The organism is Gammaproteobacteria bacterium, from assembly GCA_029880545.1.
Taxonomy (GTDB): domain Bacteria; phylum Pseudomonadota; class Gammaproteobacteria; order Acidiferrobacterales; family SZUA-150; genus JAOUOD01.
The window spans coordinates 179,183-195,195 of sequence record JAOUOD010000001.1 but is presented as its reverse complement, the minus strand read 5'-3'; the positions used below and the strand labels follow the sequence as shown (position 1 = coordinate 195,195).

At 51.1% G+C, this 16,013-nt stretch carries 15 protein-coding genes; 9 read left to right on the top strand and 6 right to left on the bottom strand.

From position 1 onward, the window contains the following. Positions 1 to 3 precede the first annotated feature (3 nt). The 9 genes from OEZ10_00820 to OEZ10_00780 all read left to right on the top strand — a co-directional run bounded on the left by OEZ10_00820 (position 4) and on the right by OEZ10_00780 (position 8,755). Positions 4 to 567 carry a DUF3365 domain-containing protein gene (locus OEZ10_00820; GenBank protein ID MDH5631514.1) on the top strand — a complete coding sequence of 188 codons (564 nt, stop codon included), beginning with the start codon at positions 4 to 6 and terminating at the stop codon, positions 565 to 567. Between the two features lie 79 nt (positions 568 to 646). Then, a complete protein-coding gene (gene purH / locus OEZ10_00815) occupies positions 647 to 2,206 on the top strand; it encodes a bifunctional phosphoribosylaminoimidazolecarboxamide formyltransferase/IMP cyclohydrolase (protein MDH5631513.1) in 1,560 nt (519 codons plus the stop codon). 20 nt (positions 2,207 to 2,226) lie between these two features. Then, entirely contained in the window at positions 2,227 to 3,513 is a 1,287-nt protein-coding gene (gene purD / locus OEZ10_00810) for a phosphoribosylamine--glycine ligase (GenBank protein ID MDH5631512.1), read from the top strand. 43 nt (positions 3,514 to 3,556) lie between these two features. Further along, positions 3,557 to 4,057: a 5-(carboxyamino)imidazole ribonucleotide mutase gene (purE, locus tag OEZ10_00805; protein ID MDH5631511.1), complete on the top strand. Its 501-nt coding sequence runs from the start codon at positions 3,557 to 3,559 to the stop codon at positions 4,055 to 4,057. Further along, positions 4,008 to 4,604, top strand: a complete 597-nt coding sequence (locus tag OEZ10_00800; GenBank protein MDH5631510.1) for an L-threonylcarbamoyladenylate synthase — start codon at positions 4,008 to 4,010, stop codon at positions 4,602 to 4,604. Before purE ends, OEZ10_00800 begins: the two co-directional genes overlap by 50 nt. 245 nt (positions 4,605 to 4,849) lie before the next feature. Beyond that, complete coding sequence (locus OEZ10_00795; GenBank protein ID MDH5631509.1) at positions 4,850 to 5,149, top strand: fibronectin type III domain-containing protein; 300 nt, start codon at positions 4,850 to 4,852, stop codon at positions 5,147 to 5,149. A gap of 520 nt (positions 5,150 to 5,669) precedes the next feature. Further along, positions 5,670 to 6,887, top strand: a complete 1,218-nt coding sequence (locus OEZ10_00790) for a hypothetical protein (GenBank protein ID MDH5631508.1) — start codon at positions 5,670 to 5,672, stop codon at positions 6,885 to 6,887. A 52-nt stretch (positions 6,888 to 6,939) separates the two neighbouring features. Beyond that, positions 6,940 to 7,845: a hypothetical protein gene (locus tag OEZ10_00785; protein ID MDH5631507.1), complete on the top strand. Its 906-nt coding sequence runs from the start codon at positions 6,940 to 6,942 to the stop codon at positions 7,843 to 7,845. 31 nt (positions 7,846 to 7,876) lie between these two features. Further along, positions 7,877 to 8,755 carry a hypothetical protein gene (locus OEZ10_00780; GenBank protein ID MDH5631506.1) on the top strand — a complete coding sequence of 293 codons (879 nt, stop codon included), beginning with the start codon at positions 7,877 to 7,879 and terminating at the stop codon, positions 8,753 to 8,755. 54 nt (positions 8,756 to 8,809) lie between these two features. Here the strand turns inward: OEZ10_00780 and OEZ10_00775 are convergent, their stop codons facing one another. Genes OEZ10_00775 through OEZ10_00750 form a run of 6 tightly spaced genes read right to left on the bottom strand, consistent with a single transcriptional unit; the run spans position 8,810 to position 15,297 of the window. Then, positions 8,810 to 10,477, bottom strand: a complete 1,668-nt coding sequence (locus OEZ10_00775; GenBank protein ID MDH5631505.1) for a polyamine aminopropyltransferase — start codon at positions 10,475 to 10,477, stop codon at positions 8,810 to 8,812. Positions 10,478 to 10,505: 28 nt separating this feature from the next. Then, positions 10,506 to 11,363 (bottom strand): DUF350 domain-containing protein, encoded by an 858-nt coding sequence (locus OEZ10_00770; protein MDH5631504.1) that lies wholly within the window; start codon positions 11,361 to 11,363, stop codon positions 10,506 to 10,508. A gap of 28 nt (positions 11,364 to 11,391) precedes the next feature. Beyond that, positions 11,392 to 13,095: a hypothetical protein gene (locus tag OEZ10_00765; protein ID MDH5631503.1), complete on the bottom strand. Its 1,704-nt coding sequence runs from the start codon at positions 13,093 to 13,095 to the stop codon at positions 11,392 to 11,394. Between the two features lies 1 nt (position 13,096). Continuing rightward, on the bottom strand, positions 13,097 to 13,741 hold the full coding sequence (locus tag OEZ10_00760) for a hypothetical protein (protein MDH5631502.1): 645 nt from the start codon (positions 13,739 to 13,741) through the stop codon (positions 13,097 to 13,099). Next, a complete protein-coding gene (locus tag OEZ10_00755) occupies positions 13,738 to 14,862 on the bottom strand; it encodes a toxic anion resistance protein (protein ID MDH5631501.1) in 1,125 nt (374 codons plus the stop codon). The genes OEZ10_00760 and OEZ10_00755 overlap by 4 nt, the downstream gene beginning before the upstream one ends. 30 nt (positions 14,863 to 14,892) lie before the next feature. After that, entirely contained in the window at positions 14,893 to 15,297 is a 405-nt protein-coding gene (locus OEZ10_00750) for a hypothetical protein (GenBank protein MDH5631500.1), read from the bottom strand. Positions 15,298 to 16,013 lie beyond the last annotated feature (716 nt).

Genomic DNA, 16,013 nt, shown 5'->3' with positions numbered 1-16,013 from the left:
TACATGAAGTTGCTCAGAAACGTGGTTCCAGTCCTTGTTGTTACTCTCGCCGGTTGCGCAACAGTGAATACCGAAGAGCGTATTGCTGCTTCGCGAGATACTATCGGCACCATGAAAACCAGGATGCAGGCAACACTGCAATCAACCATGAAAGAACATGGTCCGATCAAGGCTATCGAAGTTTGTCGCAACAAGGCGCCAAAAATGGCGGCAATGATGTCGGACAAAACCGGTTGGCAAATCGGCCGCACCAGCCTGAAACTGCGCAACCCGGCCAACGCACCGGATGCCTGGGAACAAAAGGTACTGAATGAGTTTGAAACCCGCAAGGCAGCGGGCACCAATCCCGAGACACTGGAATACTCCGAGGTGGTCTCTGAAGACGGCAAACGCTACTTCCGGTACATGAAAGCCATACCGGCGGGCGCGCCCTGCATGACCTGTCATGCCGGGGAAATCGACCAAAAGCTGGAAGCGCAAATCAACCAGCTTTACCCGGATGACAAGGCGCGTGGTTACAAGGTAGGCGACATACGCGGCGCCTTCACGATCAAGCAACCATTATAGGAACATGTAAAACTGTTCTTCGGCAGGCCGGCCCTCGGGCCGGCCTTTGTTTATCATACAAACGGCAGACGATATAGCGATGACCATCAAACGAGCACTGATTAGCGTTTCCGACAAAACCGGCATAGTCGATTTTGCCCGCAGCCTGCAGAACGATTTCGATGTTGAGATCCTGTCCACCGGCGGCACGGCAAAGCTGCTGGCCGACGAAGGCATCAAGGCCAAGGAAGTTTCCGAGCATACCGGCTTCCCGGAAATGATGGATGGTCGCATCAAGACCCTGCATCCCAGGATTCATGGCGGCCTGCTGGGTCGTCGCGGCACCGATGATGCCATCATGGCGGAACACAACATCGCCGCCATTGATCTTGTCGTTGTCAACCTGTACCCGTTTGAAGCGACTGTGGCCAGGCCGGACTGTGATATCCCGACCGCCATCGAGAACATTGATATCGGCGGCCCGACCATGTTGCGTGCTGCCGCCAAGAACAACAAGGATGTCACGGTTATCGTCAATGCTGATGATTACGTGCGCGTACTTGATGAAATGAAAGCCAATGCCGGCGCCACCACGGAAGCCACGCGCTTTGACCTGGCCATCAAGGTGTACGAACACACCGCCAGGTATGATGGCGCCATTGCCAACTATTTCGGCAAGCTTGTTGGTGAAGAAAAAACCGAATTCCCGCGTACCTTCAGCAGCCAGTTCCGCCAGGTCCAGACCATGCGCTACGGCGAGAACCCGCATCAGTCGGCGGCATTTTTTGTTGAAAACAATGCCGAGGCCGGATCCATATCGACATCAACCCAGATCCAGGGCAAGGAATTGTCCTATAACAACATCGCCGATACCGATGCCGCGCTGGAATGCGTCAAGCAATTCGACAACGCGCCTGCCTGCGTCATTGTCAAACATGCCAACCCTTGCGGCGTTGCCCTGGGCGAAAACCTGCTGCAGGCGTATGAGCGCGCCTTTACTACCGATCCCGAATCCGCTTTTGGTGGCATTATCGCGTTCAACCAGGAACTCGACGGCGACACTGCGGCGATCATTGTTGAAAAACAGTTTGTCGAAGTCATCATCGCGCCATCCGTTTCCAGGGAAGCTATTGAAGCCGTAAAAAGCAAAAAGAATGTTCGCCTGCTACAGTGCGGCCAATGGCCGGCTGAACCTGCCGGTCGCCTGGACTACAAGCGTGTCAACGGCGGCCTGCTGGTACAGGGATCCGATGAGCTGCTCTACAATGAACTCAAGGTCGTCAGCAAGCGCCAGCCCACTGATGAGGAAATGCGCGACCTGCTGTTTACCTGGAAGGTAGCCAAGTTCGTCAAGTCCAATGCCATTGTCTATGGCAAGAACAACATGACCATAGGTGTCGGTGCCGGCCAGATGAGCCGGGTCAATTCCGCGCGCATTGCCGCCATCAAGGCGGAACAGGCCAAGCTGAAAGTGGAAGGCTCGGTAATGGCATCGGATGCCTTCTTCCCGTTCCGTGACGGCATCGACCAGGCAGCCAAAACCGGCATTGCCGCGGTGATTCAGCCGGGCGGCTCCATGCGTGACGACGAAGTTATCGCCGCCGCCGATGAACATGGCATGGCCATGGTATTCACCGGCATGCGCCATTTCCGACACTAGACAACCAGCGGTGTGTTGATATGAAAGTTCTTGTTATTGGAAGCGGTGGTCGTGAACACGCGCTGGCATGGAAAACGGCGCAGTCAGCAAAAGTCGACAAGGTATTTGTTGCGCCGGGTAATGCCGGAACCGCACGCGAAACCGGGATGGAAAATGTTGCCATCAGTGCCGATGACATTGACGGCCTGCTCGCCTTTGCCCGGGATAATGTTGAGCTGACCATTGTCGGTCCGGAAGCGCCACTGGTAGCCGGTATCGTTGATCGCTTTAAAGCTGCCGGGCTGCGTTGTTTTGGTCCGGGCAAGGGCGCCGCACAGCTGGAAGGCTCCAAGGCATTCACCAAGGATTTTCTAGCACGTCACCATATTCCCACTGCCGCCTATGGCAACTTCACCGATATTGATGAAGCCGTTGCCTACATTAAGCAATGCGGTGCACCGATTGTGGTCAAGGCAGACGGACTCGCCGCCGGCAAGGGCGTGATACTCGCGCAAACCGAAGACGAAGCCATTGCCGCGGTAAACGACATGCTTGCCGGTAATGCCTTTGGTGATGCCGGGCATCGTGTTGTTGTGGAAGAATTTCTCCGGGGCGAAGAAGCCAGCTTTATTGTCATGGTCGATGGTGAACACATTCTGCCGATGGCATCATCACAGGATCACAAGGCCGCGCATGACGGCGACACCGGACCCAATACCGGTGGCATGGGCGCTTATTCACCGGCGCCGGTTGTGACACAGGATATTCATGATCGCGCCATGCGCGAAGTCATTGAGCCAACCGTCAAGGGCATGGCGGCTGAAGGCAACGCTTTCACCGGTTTCCTGTATGCGGGCTTGATGATCGACCACAACGGCACACCCAAGGTACTCGAATACAATGTTCGCTTTGGTGACCCGGAAACCCAGCCTATTATGATGCGCCTGCAATCAGACCTGGTTGAGCTGGTTGAGCTGGCACTGGACGGCAAGCTGGATACCGCGACGGCGCAATGGGATACGCGCATTGCATTGGGCGTGGTCATGGCGGCCGGTGGTTATCCAGACAGCTACCACAAGGGTGATGCCATTTGCGGCCTTGATAACGAAATCACCGATACCAAGGTGTTTCACGCCGGCACTGCTGACAAGGACGGACTGGTGGTGACTGCCGGTGGTCGCGTCCTGTGTGTCACCGCTTTGGGCAACACTGTCGGCGAAGCACAAAAGAAAGCTTATGAAAGATTGCATACCATAAGCTGGGATGGCGCCTATTTTCGTCGGGACATTGGCCATCGCGCCATTGCCCGCGAACAGGATCAGTCTTGATCAACTTCTGTCGAATTCAATTTAATCATTCAAGGGGATATCAATGAGCAAACCGTTTGTTGCCGTACTGATGGGATCGGACTCTGATCTCAAGACCATGACCAAGTGTATCGAGGTATTGAAAAGCTTCGGTATTCAACACGAAGTACGTATTACTTCTGCGCATCGCACACCGGCCGCCACTCACACCTATGTAACTGACGCTGAAGCCCGCGGCTGCATGGTCTTCATTGCCGCTGCCGGCCTGGCCGCGCATCTTGCCGGTGCCGTTGCCGGCCTGACCACACGCCCGGTTATCGGTGTGCCCATGGACGCCGGTCCGCTGGATGGTATGGATGCACTGCTGTCTACCGCCATGATGCCCGGCGGTGTACCGGTTGCGACTGTTGCCATTGGCAGCGCCGGTGCCAAGAATGCCGGTTACCTGGCGGCGCAGATTCTTGGCGTGGCTGACGCCGACATGGCCGCAAAGGTGAAGGCAGAGCGCGAAGCCAATGCCGCCGCCGTTATCGCCAAGAACGAAGAAGTACAAAAACTGCTGTAACCTGTTCGTGAAACCCGACCGGATTCAACAAGCAGTCCAGCACATTGCAAAGGGCGGCATTGTTGCCTACCCCACGGAAGGGGTATTCGGTCTGGGTTGCGACCCGTGCAACGTCAAGGCAGTCAAACACCTGCTGCGTATCAAGCGGCGTCCTGCCAGCAAGGGATTAATTCTCATTGCCAGTGATCCCGAGCAACTCAAACCATTTGTAGAAACCATTCCTGCCAAGGCCCTGGCCACCTGGCCTGGACCGGTGACCTGGATCCTGCCTGCCAGATCCTCAACACCGCGCTGGCTTACCGGCAAACACGATTCCATCGCTGTGCGCGTCACCGCCCACCCCATCGCCGCTGCTTTGTGTAAAGCGTATGGCGGCGCCCTTGTCTCCACCTCCGCCAATCGAAGTGGCCAGCAACCGGCACTGACGTTTCGTGATGCCTGTCGAAGATTCAATACTCAGGAAGTTTTGGTGATACCCGGCCAAGTACAAACTCCAAATAGACCTTCCACCATCATGGATGGTAAATCAGACTATCGTCTTAGATAACACGTTTGAAATTGTTGGCCATTCTCTTGCCTAACACTGTTTATCATTCTCATCTGGCAACTTGAATCGACCAGAATTAGGCGTAAACTGAGTCATACGCATATATAATTATGTGCCAGGCACGGCCACGATGATGTGACGCCACAATATTTGCTTTAAGAATAATTGGCGGGGCGCAAGAGAAAACCTTCCCGGTATCGATCTTCTGCATTAACTGTGCTGTTGCCTGGTACGACCAGCCCCTAATGTTGATGGCAGGATTAGGCGGGACTTCGAGCCTGTTACTCATCGGCCTGGTTGGCCTGTCACCGTCACGCCGGCAACGGGTCATGCAAGTCGGTGTGATCATTGCGGTCATTGGCTTAAGCGCCTGCAGCAAGGAAGGGGATACGACCGTGGTGAACCAGGTGGTGCCACCGGCTACCGCCAGCCACACGGTCACCGGCCTGAACCCGGGTACCACCTATTACTGGAAGGTCACCGCCAATGATGGCCGGGGTGGCGTTACCGATAGCGTGGTCTGGAGTTTTACCACGGCGCCCTAACCGGGTGACCTTCTAGTTATAATATAGATTGCTCAGCAGCCCATTAACGACAGCCCCTTCACAGGGGCTGTTTTTTTGATCACTTGTTGCGGCTTGTGGCTCGCAAATATTGCCTCCACCTCGGTATGACGCCGTACCAGGGGCTGCTCCGGCCCACTAACAGCGTGTGCCGTAATCGCGAAAAACGCTTATGCAAGGTATACGCCCCGGCAGCATGGCTGATTATTCAGACTTTCGTCCAAGGCGATGCTCGCGGTTACCCCGGAGCACTTTTCAGCAGGAGCTGATTGCAGAATTGGTCCGGATCTTAATCCGATGCATCACCAGTCAAAAACAAGTCTCAATTTTGGCTCCCTGATTACAGACTCTGCCTATCCGGATCACAGTGACACCCCCGGCTACCGATGCTAAGATAAATATATGTGTATTGCGGGCATATTTTCCGTAGCCGACAAAAGACGTCTGCTTTCCGATAACTTTCATTAACATCGGATACAATGACAAGAAAAATGAAGCCGCCATGATTCTGAACTTTAGTCAATTGAAGCCGCCCCGTTTTTACGCGTTTCTGGGCATAACACTTTCCACTGTTCTGCTGGTCGTGCTCGGCACGGTTCCCGCCCTGGCTGCACTTATTTTCATCGCCTCGATGATGTTTGCGCCAATATATACAGTTCCATTGCTTCTCACAGTATTCGGTATTTATCTATCTGTCAGTTTTTACGGAAACGGGTTCACGATCACTTATATCATGGTTTGCGCGCTATCCATTGTTGCCATGGCCTTTATATCATTTGATACAGGCAATAATTCAAAAAAAGGCAAGACCGCTTCGTCCTTCGATTCCTTCGACAGCGGCGTCATTGAACTGATGGCAACCGTATTTTATTTGGCGATGTTATTTATAGGGTTCTTGATCTTTCAATTTTCCGCAATCATGTTTATCAACCTGATTAACAGCGTGTACACCGCCATTGTCGTTTATTGTCTTTTTCTCTGGCTCGTATTCCACGTATACAAACTGGAGTTCAAGCGGGTGTACGAAAATACCTTAAGGAAATGCAAACGAGGCCAAGGTTCTGCTTGCCGGAACATCAACCACGCTCGCGTAGTGGGAACAGCGTTGTTCGTATGGGCCATTGCCGCCCTGCCTTACCTTTTCCTTGGCACTGATCCCTTTTATTCAGGCTTGCTGGAGCGTGAAACGCGCTCACTTGCGATGGTTCAGTACCAATTTCCGGGTAGAGGATTATCCAGGACTGAATATCAGAAAACACATTTTTGCTCACTTTATGCCAGCTCCGGCGCGCTTGCGATTACGGAAGACAAGTGGGAATTCCGAAAATACACATCCACCGAACAAAAAATTGATGCGTTACTGGACAAGTTTCAACAAATATTGACGGACCGCAGCTGGACCTATGTCCGCGGGTTCCATAACGACGAACCGGCCAATGTTGCCGATATTCACGATTCCTACACATGGATAAGCGTATTTAATATCGAGTCCATGGGTTTCATTAAACTTGAGCCTGAATACATCAAGTCTGTATTTTCATCCAGACTTCGATCCAGACTGGATCAGGCCAGGAATTTAAGTGCATCGGAACTGGCCGCAGCCTACCAGGACCTGGTACAAATTGGTGGCGTCGAACGCGTCAGCGGTTTTTTTGAACAAGCTTGCAACAAAATAGACGAGGCAGCTTTTTATGACCTGGTTGATCTGAAGAGACTTTAGAATCGGTCACTCCAAAACCAGATACCGTTTTCTCGCTTTAGGAAAGGCAGCCATGGCTGACAAAGAGCCAACAAGACTGGATTATATCAATACGTTTTCCCGGGCTTTTGTCCATTTCATCGGCATACTGGCGATAATATGGGTATTGATTATCGAAGTCTCTGATGATGGCCTCGGTTACATCCCGGTTATATTTTTCTTCCTTGCGCTGGCACTCCTGATGATCACGGTCAGCCTGAACAAAAAACTGGAATTACACCGTCTCACCAAAGAACGTGACCCGGCAGAGGGTCGGCGCATATTCTTCTGGTACTCGACCGGCTATGCATGTCTTGGCTACATTTTTGTCTACACCATGTTTGGCTACTCGGTTTTCGGCGATAGCAATTCTGATATTGAGAACAAAGGCATTCTTGCGAGCGAAACATCGCTTCAGGAAATTGAAGCTGAGCACGTCTGTGACAGTTTTTCCAGGGTCACCACTTCCCTGGTTATCAGTCATATCAATTCAGCACGCACAAAATTGTCCGGGTCCGAATATCAATTCAAAAATATCTATACTCCGAAAAAGCTGACGGAAGCGCAAAAACAGAAGTGGGATTCCATGCTTGAAAAAAGGAGGAAAATTGATGCCAAGTACAAGAGACTGAAGAAACTGGCTGCCAGCAACGGCACCCTGACTCTAAGAGAACGTATATTTCTCAGGCTATGGGCGCCCAGCCGGTTGGGCGAACCCAGGGGGGAAAACGTCAGCCAGGCAATCAGACCAATACTGGAGATCTATTCCCTGGCCCTCACGGGGCCGGAAAAAGGTGTCAACAACGAGGCACTGCACCAGGATCTGATCCGGATCGGCGGAACCGGAAACCTGTCGGGCTTTTTCAGGGAATACTGCCAGGCGCAGGATATTTTTTCACTGACGGTCTTTTTTGATGCACAAGGACTGGTCAGGGGATGACAATTGTAATTTCTGTTGGCGATAAACTGTTATGAAATTCAAATTCGCTGAAAGCTTTTCTGTGGTGAAAGGAATCGTCTCAAGTATTGTTGGCCTTACGGCTCCGTTTTGGCTATCTTATATTTATTATAAGTTTCATAACACCTATTTTCTTCTTATCACTATCTACCTGGTTATATTATTTCTTGTTCTTGCTATATTTCTCGCGGCCGATTGGAGCTGTCTTCGCCATCGAAAGGTATGTAATGAAAAAGAATGGAGGGACGCGGTAGCTTTATATGTGGTCGTCTATTTAATTTTCGGTTACACAGTTGTATACACGATTTCCGGATACTCGATTCTAGATGTATTCGACCGCGATGTTTCCAAGCACGTAGTAGCGAGCGATATTCCTCTACAAAAAGTCGATCCTAAATATATCTGCGGCGGTTTTTCGAAATCAACCGTTGCATTGATATTGAAAACGATCAATGGCGACAAGCCAAGAGTGGCCGCGTTTGACTTTTCATTTAACAACGTTTACACGCCAAGGAAACGTAACAAGAAAGAGGAATCGACGTGGCAAAGGACCTTAAGGTACTATCGAATTAGACTGTCCGGGCTAAACAGATGGAGGGAACAATACTCGAAAAACGGGACCATGGCGGTGCGTGACCACTGGATTCCTGAACCTCCGGTTGAACCGAGGCTGGAAAACTTCAACCTGACAATCAGACCAATACTGGAGATCTATTCCCTGGCCCTCACAGGGTCGGAAAAAGGCGTCAACAACGAGGCGCTGCACCAGGATCTGATCCGGATCGGCGGAGCCGAAAACCTGTCGGGCTTTTTAAGGGAATACTGCCAGGCGCAGGAAATACTCTCGCTACCGGTTTTCCTCGATACTGAAGGGCTGATCAAGTCTCTTTAATATATTTTATCGGCCAGTGTGACAGCGTCTTCATAAGGCCCGGAGTGATATTTTTCAGTAAATCTTCCAGCCTTGGTCAATATACTGGCTCAACAGGCAAGGAAACATCAACGTATTGACGCAGTCCGACTCTGTTCTCAATTCATCATTACCGAAAACCAGGGAGGCGGCGATAATCTCCGGTGAGATATAATCGGTAGCCACATCAATTTTACCGATGGCTGAAAGTCGTTTTCTTACCTCGGGAATATCCGGATCTCCGGCCCACGCGAGGTAAAACCCCCAGTCCCCGAATGATGGCACATTAACATGATAGGGAACTGTTTTGAGCCCGGCTGCATTCAGCGTACGACCTACCGTCAGATACGACTCCTTGGCATGGTAGGGCGATGTCGCCTGCAACGCCACGATTGCTCCGGGCGCCAGCTTACGTTTGAGCTTGGTGTAAAATTGCTTGCTGTACAGCTTGGCCAACTCTACCGAGGCTGGATCGGGCAGGTCAATAATGACCACCTCCCATCGGCTGATGTCCGTATCAATTTCCAGGAACCGGTCTGCATCGAGATTAAAGACTGTCACGCTCGCTACGCGAGTCTGTTGTGCTTCATTCTCCCCTTCCATCATCATACTGACTACACCGGTATCGGTAATTCCTCCCGGTGACAACGCCTTGACCCGCGCATCCCTGAACGCGTGCCGGTTCAGCTCGGTCAGTTTTTCGTGACTGGATGCCAGGCGTATCATTTCGGGGTCCAGGTCCACTACGCTGATGGTTTTGGTATTTCGGTATTTCAGCACTTCCCTCAACGCCAGCCCGTCTCCGCCTCCCAGGATGAGCACGTTTTCGGCATTTGCAGACAATTTCATGGCGGGATGAACCAGCATTTCGTGATACCGTTTTTCATCGACGGAAGAGAATTGCGTGTGGCCATTCAGGTACAACCGGGTTTCATCCAGGTTTTCGTTTCGTGTTATCACGATATGCTGATAGCGCGTGGTTTTTTTGTAAATTATCCTGTCATCGTAAAAATGCTGTTCCAGGTAGTCGCTCATTTCCCTGTTATTGGCATAACCCCAGGCGAGGCTGGCGGTCACCAGCATGATCGTTAGGGGCGCCATTTTTCCAAGACCGGGTACTTTCTTGAAGACAAAATAAAAAACGGTTACGGCCGCGACCAGGAAGTTGAACCCGGCAACAATAAAACTGATCTCCGTGAGCGGGAACGTCCTAAGCAGAAACTTTACCCAGATTACGGCGCCGATGAACGCGCCAACGTAGTCCATTGCATAGACAATTGCGAGATTTGTTTTCAGGTTTACCTTTTGCTGCTCGATTATTCGCATGACTATCGGTATTTCAAACCCGATGAGGAAGCCGATGGCCAGAATGAAAAAATAGTGCACGAGCAAAAAATGTGACTCAAGGCCCGCATATGCGCCATAGATGGCAACCGGTGCATAACCACCGAGAACGGCCATTGCAGCCTCAACAAGAATAAATTTTCTGACAAGGTTCGTATCATCCAGTTTTTGCTGGACAATGCCGGATATACCCATCATCAACATCATCAATGCGATGACAATTGAAAATTGTTCTATTGAATTTCCGAGAATATATGTCGTTATTGTTGCGAGCACGTATTCGTTTACCAGGCCCGATGCACCTGTTGAAAACATGCAGAATGCCAGCAGTACCGGAAGTAATCGAGCTTCGTGCGTCACTTTAAGATACCGCGCTATATTTTCTGATCTAGAGAATTATCAGCCCCAGCAACATTGCCATGCCGATCTTTGTCAGTGCCAACTGTACTGCATCTCCTACCCGGTCGTTGTCCAGCATGCCGGTTACGGTTGTCTTTAACAGGATAATCTTGTCAATCAGAATCTCCAGCAAGTAAAGCATTATCATGGCTGCAACTGCCGCGGTCGAAAAATCAAGCATCTTGTCTGCCAGCGGCGCAGCAGCATCACTGGAAACGATAACGCTCTGTATTATCAGACCGTAAGCGACTATTTTACTCGACAGGTAGATACCCGCGGAAAGCTTTCCGGACTGGATACTAGCCCTGATATCATGCTTTCGCACGAACAGCTTTTCATAAATATATACAAGGGCCACTATAGACAGCTGCCCGGCCAGAAAATAGGAAATCGATGAAACAATTCCGCCTTCCTCTCCTCTTATACTGGCGTACGCGATGTTGCCGGTCATAACCAGGGCGCCCGCTTCAACAAATGCGACGGCGAGATTGTTATTTACTAGTTCCTTTACATTTCTTATTCCCGGCAAGATCACCTTATCGGTTATCTCCAGTGAAACAATCATAAACAGTGCGGCCAAAAGGCTGTAGCCTGCGGACAGCATCAGATCATCTATCAGCTTTCCTCGTGATTCGGAATACATAACACCTATCATGGCTATGGCCAGGCCAAGATGGGCGGCGCCATGCCTGATATCAAAGGCGATACCGCCATGCCCGGCTGCTGAATCGGCGGTGCTCAGCGTACGCTCCCGCATGCGCATGTAAAAATTCAGCAACGTCGCAACTGCAAGGTACAGCAGGGCGTATGAGAAATAGGTTGGGTACATTCCGAGCTCTGTTTTCATAACGATTCCGTTTTGAAATATAGTATTGCTATTTACCGAATCCTGGTCCGCGATTTCTGAACGCGGTTCCCAGCCCTCTTACGCTGGTAGTCATTGGGCCCCTGGTCCTTGTGCCGCTTTTCGCGCCTTGCACCACTCCACCGTTTCTCCTGACAAACTCGCCGCCGACAACCCGCCCGTACCCGTAGGTCCTCGATCCATAAGTACCCCAGTAATGGTGCACGCCATAGTAGTGGCGAACGCCACGATTTTCACGGTAACCCTTGTAGTCATCGTAAGAACATGTGTTTTCCGCCCCCTGGAATTCCTTGCCAGGCCCGGTTTTTCCGTTATATTCCCAGTAACTGGCCCCGGCCCGGGTAACCCACTGCCCGTGTTCATTGGCTCCGACAGGCTGGCCATTCTGAACGTCCGGTTCTTTCATGTAGACAAAACACGGTGGATAGGAGAACGGATCCACGTTGTTTCGAGTCTTGCCTTCGGGTTTGGCATAAACCACCATTCCAAGGTGATCCAGGTGCTTTTCATATGTATCCCAGTCAACCGCTATCCAATCGGATACCCTGGGCTTGCTTCCACTCTCAAGGATCAGGTACTTGTGATATCCATCAATCTTGGCATCGTGCAGCACGTATCCTGTGTAATTGCTTCTGAATATTTTCGGGCGATCCCAATCCCCATATACTGTTCTGAGACTTGAGGTTTTCCCCGCGATATAACCGTCGTAGGAAACGTCTATGTCAGCGTCTCTCAGTACCGAGACATAATCAACTTCATCCAGCTCGGTCCAGTCCCTGATCTCATACGATTCCTCGCAGTAATCACCCAAAGTGATGGTGTTCAAAAATTCCAGCAGGCCGGTACACCACTGTTCCCTTGCGACCCGGACCTTGTAATTATGTTTCATGTCGACCAGTATTTTATACTCTTGCTGCTCGAGGGATTTGAGCTCTGCATATAAATCTGCCTGTCTCTCTGACAGCAATCTGCTGATTTCGGCCAATTCAGCTGCATTGTCGGCCAACGACGCAATGTCCGTCTCCGATTTTCTTTTGTAGTTGTCGAACTCGGACTTGACGTTTTCATAATTGACTGTGGCGCTGTCGGTCATTTGCACGAACAATTGGTACAACTGGTTTTTGTCCTCCTTGTAGGCAGGAAATTTTCCAACCGCCCTGGCGGCAGCGGCTTGCACGCTCCTGTTGATGCTGACGATTTTTTCGTAGTCAATTCTTGCCCGGTTAGCGAATCCAGCCAGATCGGTGCCCACTTGCTCGACGCGCTGCACCCTTAACCGTGGCCAGGTGGCGTGATACCTGGCATCAATCAAATGCGAAAGAATGACACCGGGGTAGCTATACAATTCCTGTGAAAAGGGCGAATACCACTTCAGCTGCGGTCGGAGCTTGTCATAATAGACACGTCTGGCTTGTTCGATTTTTGCCCTAGCCAGATCAATCTTTCCTTGCCAGTTTTCCTTTTTGGACAGCGGCCCCAGGTACCACCAGTTGTTGCCGGAAGAAAGGGAAGCAAGATACTTCTCCTCCTTGACCACATGCGCAATGTGATCATTGATTTGCTGCTCGATGGCCTGGAGTCTCGTTTCCGAGAAGTACGCGTGATTGGGCTCCTCCGGATCAAACTGGGTACACCCTGAAGCCAGCACCAGCGCCGCACAACAGCAAACGATGTCGCGAACCCGGGACCTGGCAATAAACCTCTGTATAACCATGCTACGCGTTCCCGCTTGGTCCTGGTTGCAAGACTTCGATTTCAGATCTTTTCACCGGCCGACTCACAAATGCCTCGCGCTCCGGTCGCTCCCCGTCTTCATCCAACCAGGCTTCGATGGTAAGGAAAGTTTTGTCTTTTGGTCCGCAAAATTCGTAGGCTCGCATTCTTAACGATTCGCCACCGTTTTCATCCGGATAATACAGTCCGGCCCAGGTCTCATCTTCGTCATATGAATACGTGACTCCTTTCAGCCTGACCTCTCCTTCTTCCTCATAGGCAATATCTTCAAGATCCTGGTGCTTGACCGGTTTGCCTTTGTAGTTTATGTCACGCAACTCGACAATATCCGTGGTAACGGCTATTTCCAGCTCATCGTCCAGCTCCCATTCAATATATCTCGTCGCTCCCGTTACCAGGCCAAACAACTCAAGCTCGGTTATCCAGTAGTCGGTTTTTCTTTTCTTGAACGTCGACCATTTTACATCGAGATAACGCATTAACCGGCGTATCTGCCAGGTCTCGTTTTCAAACTTTAGATAGCCGCCTGCCTTGCAGTCCTTGATACTGGCGGAGCGCCGTTCAGATTCCACCAACGGTTCAAGGCCCCGAATCGCCTGGAGTCGTTCTGCCACATTGCCTGTCATTTGTTTTTGTCCTGCTCGATGGCAACCGTATCACCGGTTTCTGCGGTAAAACTTCCTTCTATTGCGTGCAGACTCTCTGCTACCGGTGTCAGCTCGCTGGTCATTTGTTCAAGGTAGGCGCTGGCCTCCCTGGCTTTCTTGGTGCTGCTGAGCATGGTTTCGTTGGCGGTATTCACGGCCTTCATCAGGTTATCAAAACCTTCTTCGAGCTTTGACAACGCAATGACCGGACTATTGTACATATCGCCAATAGTTTGGGCCGCGTCATTTACGGCTTTTGCATTCTGCGCCATCAGGTCGCCGAGACCATCCTGAAAATCCTTGACCGCATTTTTTACGGTCTCCTGGGTCGCCAGTGCCGCCTGGATCCTGAGTGCATTTGTCATAACCATTGGGCCAACTGTCAGGGCACTATCGATGGATTCACCCAGGATCATGTTGGTCTGGATGGTCTGATCGATACTGATAAAAAACTGGACCGCGGCCTGCTCCTTGGTCCTGAGGTCACGAATCCGTCGCGCCAGTGCATTGATTGCGGTTTCCAGCTTCGCCCGCTCACTGCCGCTATCCCGGTTCAGCTGGTCCTCCAGCTCTTCAATCAGGATTTCCCCGGTATAGATATCTGCCTGGATCAGGCGTTGCGCCTCCTGGATCTCCCGGTATTGCGCCTCAAGCTCGATATTGATTTGCAGCAACTCGTCCTTGCCTCCGCGCAGGCCATTCATGATGCTGTCCACGTTGGTTTGCAAAGACTGGTAACGCGCTACAAATCGCTTGATCAAAAACCTCTTTATGCCCGAGGGCACAATTCGGAAATACCAGGCGTTATGCAAGGAGTGGGGATTAAGCGTATCCATATTCGCTCGCAGTGCCACCAGCCTGTTGGCGACAGCTGATTCTCCGCTCATGCCCTTGAGCAGGTCACCGACATTTTTTTGCATCAGGTCATTGGCCAGCTGCATTCTCTTGCTTGATGCCGTGCCAACCAGGTCAATCGTACGGATCATCGCGGGGCCGGTTTCCGTGCGAATTTTCTCGAACAGCTCCCCGGATTTTGTTTTTAATTTTTCCAGTACCGGGGCGTCTGCCCATTCAGGTGGCGTAAGCTTGGAGTTGGTCATTATTGTTATCCTTTCTTAACTAGACATGATTCAGTCGAGCCTGAATCGACGCTTCAGAAATTCCGCCTTTTGATCAAAATCGGAGAGCTTCTGTTTTTCAATCATAGCCTCAACATCATCCAGTTCGGCCTGAATACCAGTGAGTGCCTCGCTCAGGGCAGAAACATTATTCTCGCCATTTCGCTCTTCCGCCGGCAGTGCCAGGTAAGGGCGTAGCGCCTTTTCCGGTAAATAAGTGGTAATCATGCGCTGTACCACCCATTCCAGGCTTCCCTGGCCCTGGACGTTTTCAAACATTGCCAGCAGCCGAAATAGCGTATCAACGATGGCCTCAACAGCGTCACGAATACTGGCCGGTACAATGGTTTCTCTCACCAAGAGATTGATCCGCAATAATTCGCGAGCGTAATCAACGTCATCCACCCGTGTTTTCACTGGTGGCCGATTTTTCCGTACAAAAAATATACCGGCCAGAAGGATGGCTACGGCGATTATTATAATTATCGTTATGTTCATCTCATGTTCCCGGGTGAATAATTGGCAAACAACAAAGAATCACTATTTACTTATATACTGCCGTCAGTCTGCATTCGCCCCAAATTGGTACTGCCTGGGCACCCTCTCCACCTTTGAATATAATAGGCCAGACGGGCCGGGGCAAATTATCCGGCATTTAATACACAAATACCTTGACCAGTCCGCCGCTCCTCGGACCTGGACAGGCCTGATATTTGTGCACCAGTTTGAACACAATTGATAACTATTCAATATATTGCCCTGGCTGCGGGCGCGGCACCCGACCCAGCCGTGTCGGCGACCCGGTGCCACGCAAATACCGGTAGTATCGCGCAGGTCGCAAACTTCAAATAGAACATTCCGGATCTTGGGCGGTAAATAGGACGATCGTCTTATGCACATACCCTGCCTCGTCTGACTTGTTGGCCAAGGGGTGATGCGCAGCTTGCCGAGAGCTAACTTGAAAACCCCTGTCATTGGCGTAAACTCATTCACATGCACGACTGACGACAATTCAGCGTGGCTATAAATATGAGCTAGGTACGGCCACTACAACGCGATACCAGAAGAATCAAAAGTGGGGGTGGCGCAGCAATCTGGCCGGTATTCAATCAGTTATACTTCTGGCCGTCAGG

Coding starts and splice junctions, on each gene's coding strand:
- purE (MDH5631511.1), top strand. CDS start 3,557: ATGAGCAAACCGTTTGTTGCCGTACTGATGGGATCGGACTCTGATCTC.
- purH (MDH5631513.1), top strand. CDS start 647: ATGACCATCAAACGAGCACTGATTAGCGTTTCCGACAAAACCGGCATA.
- OEZ10_00820 (MDH5631514.1), top strand. CDS start 4: ATGAAGTTGCTCAGAAACGTGGTTCCAGTCCTTGTTGTTACTCTCGCC.
- OEZ10_00765 (MDH5631503.1), bottom strand. CDS start 13,095: ATGGTTATACAGAGGTTTATTGCCAGGTCCCGGGTTCGCGACATCGTT.
- OEZ10_00800 (MDH5631510.1), top strand. CDS start 4,008: ATGCCGCCGCCGTTATCGCCAAGAACGAAGAAGTACAAAAACTGCTGT.
- OEZ10_00790 (MDH5631508.1), top strand. CDS start 5,670: ATGATTCTGAACTTTAGTCAATTGAAGCCGCCCCGTTTTTACGCGTTT.
- OEZ10_00760 (MDH5631502.1), bottom strand. CDS start 13,741: ATGACAGGCAATGTGGCAGAACGACTCCAGGCGATTCGGGGCCTTGAA.
- OEZ10_00770 (MDH5631504.1), bottom strand. CDS start 11,363: ATGAAAACAGAGCTCGGAATGTACCCAACCTATTTCTCATACGCCCTG.
- OEZ10_00755 (MDH5631501.1), bottom strand. CDS start 14,862: ATGACCAACTCCAAGCTTACGCCACCTGAATGGGCAGACGCCCCGGTA.
- OEZ10_00780 (MDH5631506.1), top strand. CDS start 7,877: ATGAAATTCAAATTCGCTGAAAGCTTTTCTGTGGTGAAAGGAATCGTC.
- purD (MDH5631512.1), top strand. CDS start 2,227: ATGAAAGTTCTTGTTATTGGAAGCGGTGGTCGTGAACACGCGCTGGCA.
- OEZ10_00785 (MDH5631507.1), top strand. CDS start 6,940: ATGGCTGACAAAGAGCCAACAAGACTGGATTATATCAATACGTTTTCC.
- OEZ10_00795 (MDH5631509.1), top strand. CDS start 4,850: ATGTTGATGGCAGGATTAGGCGGGACTTCGAGCCTGTTACTCATCGGC.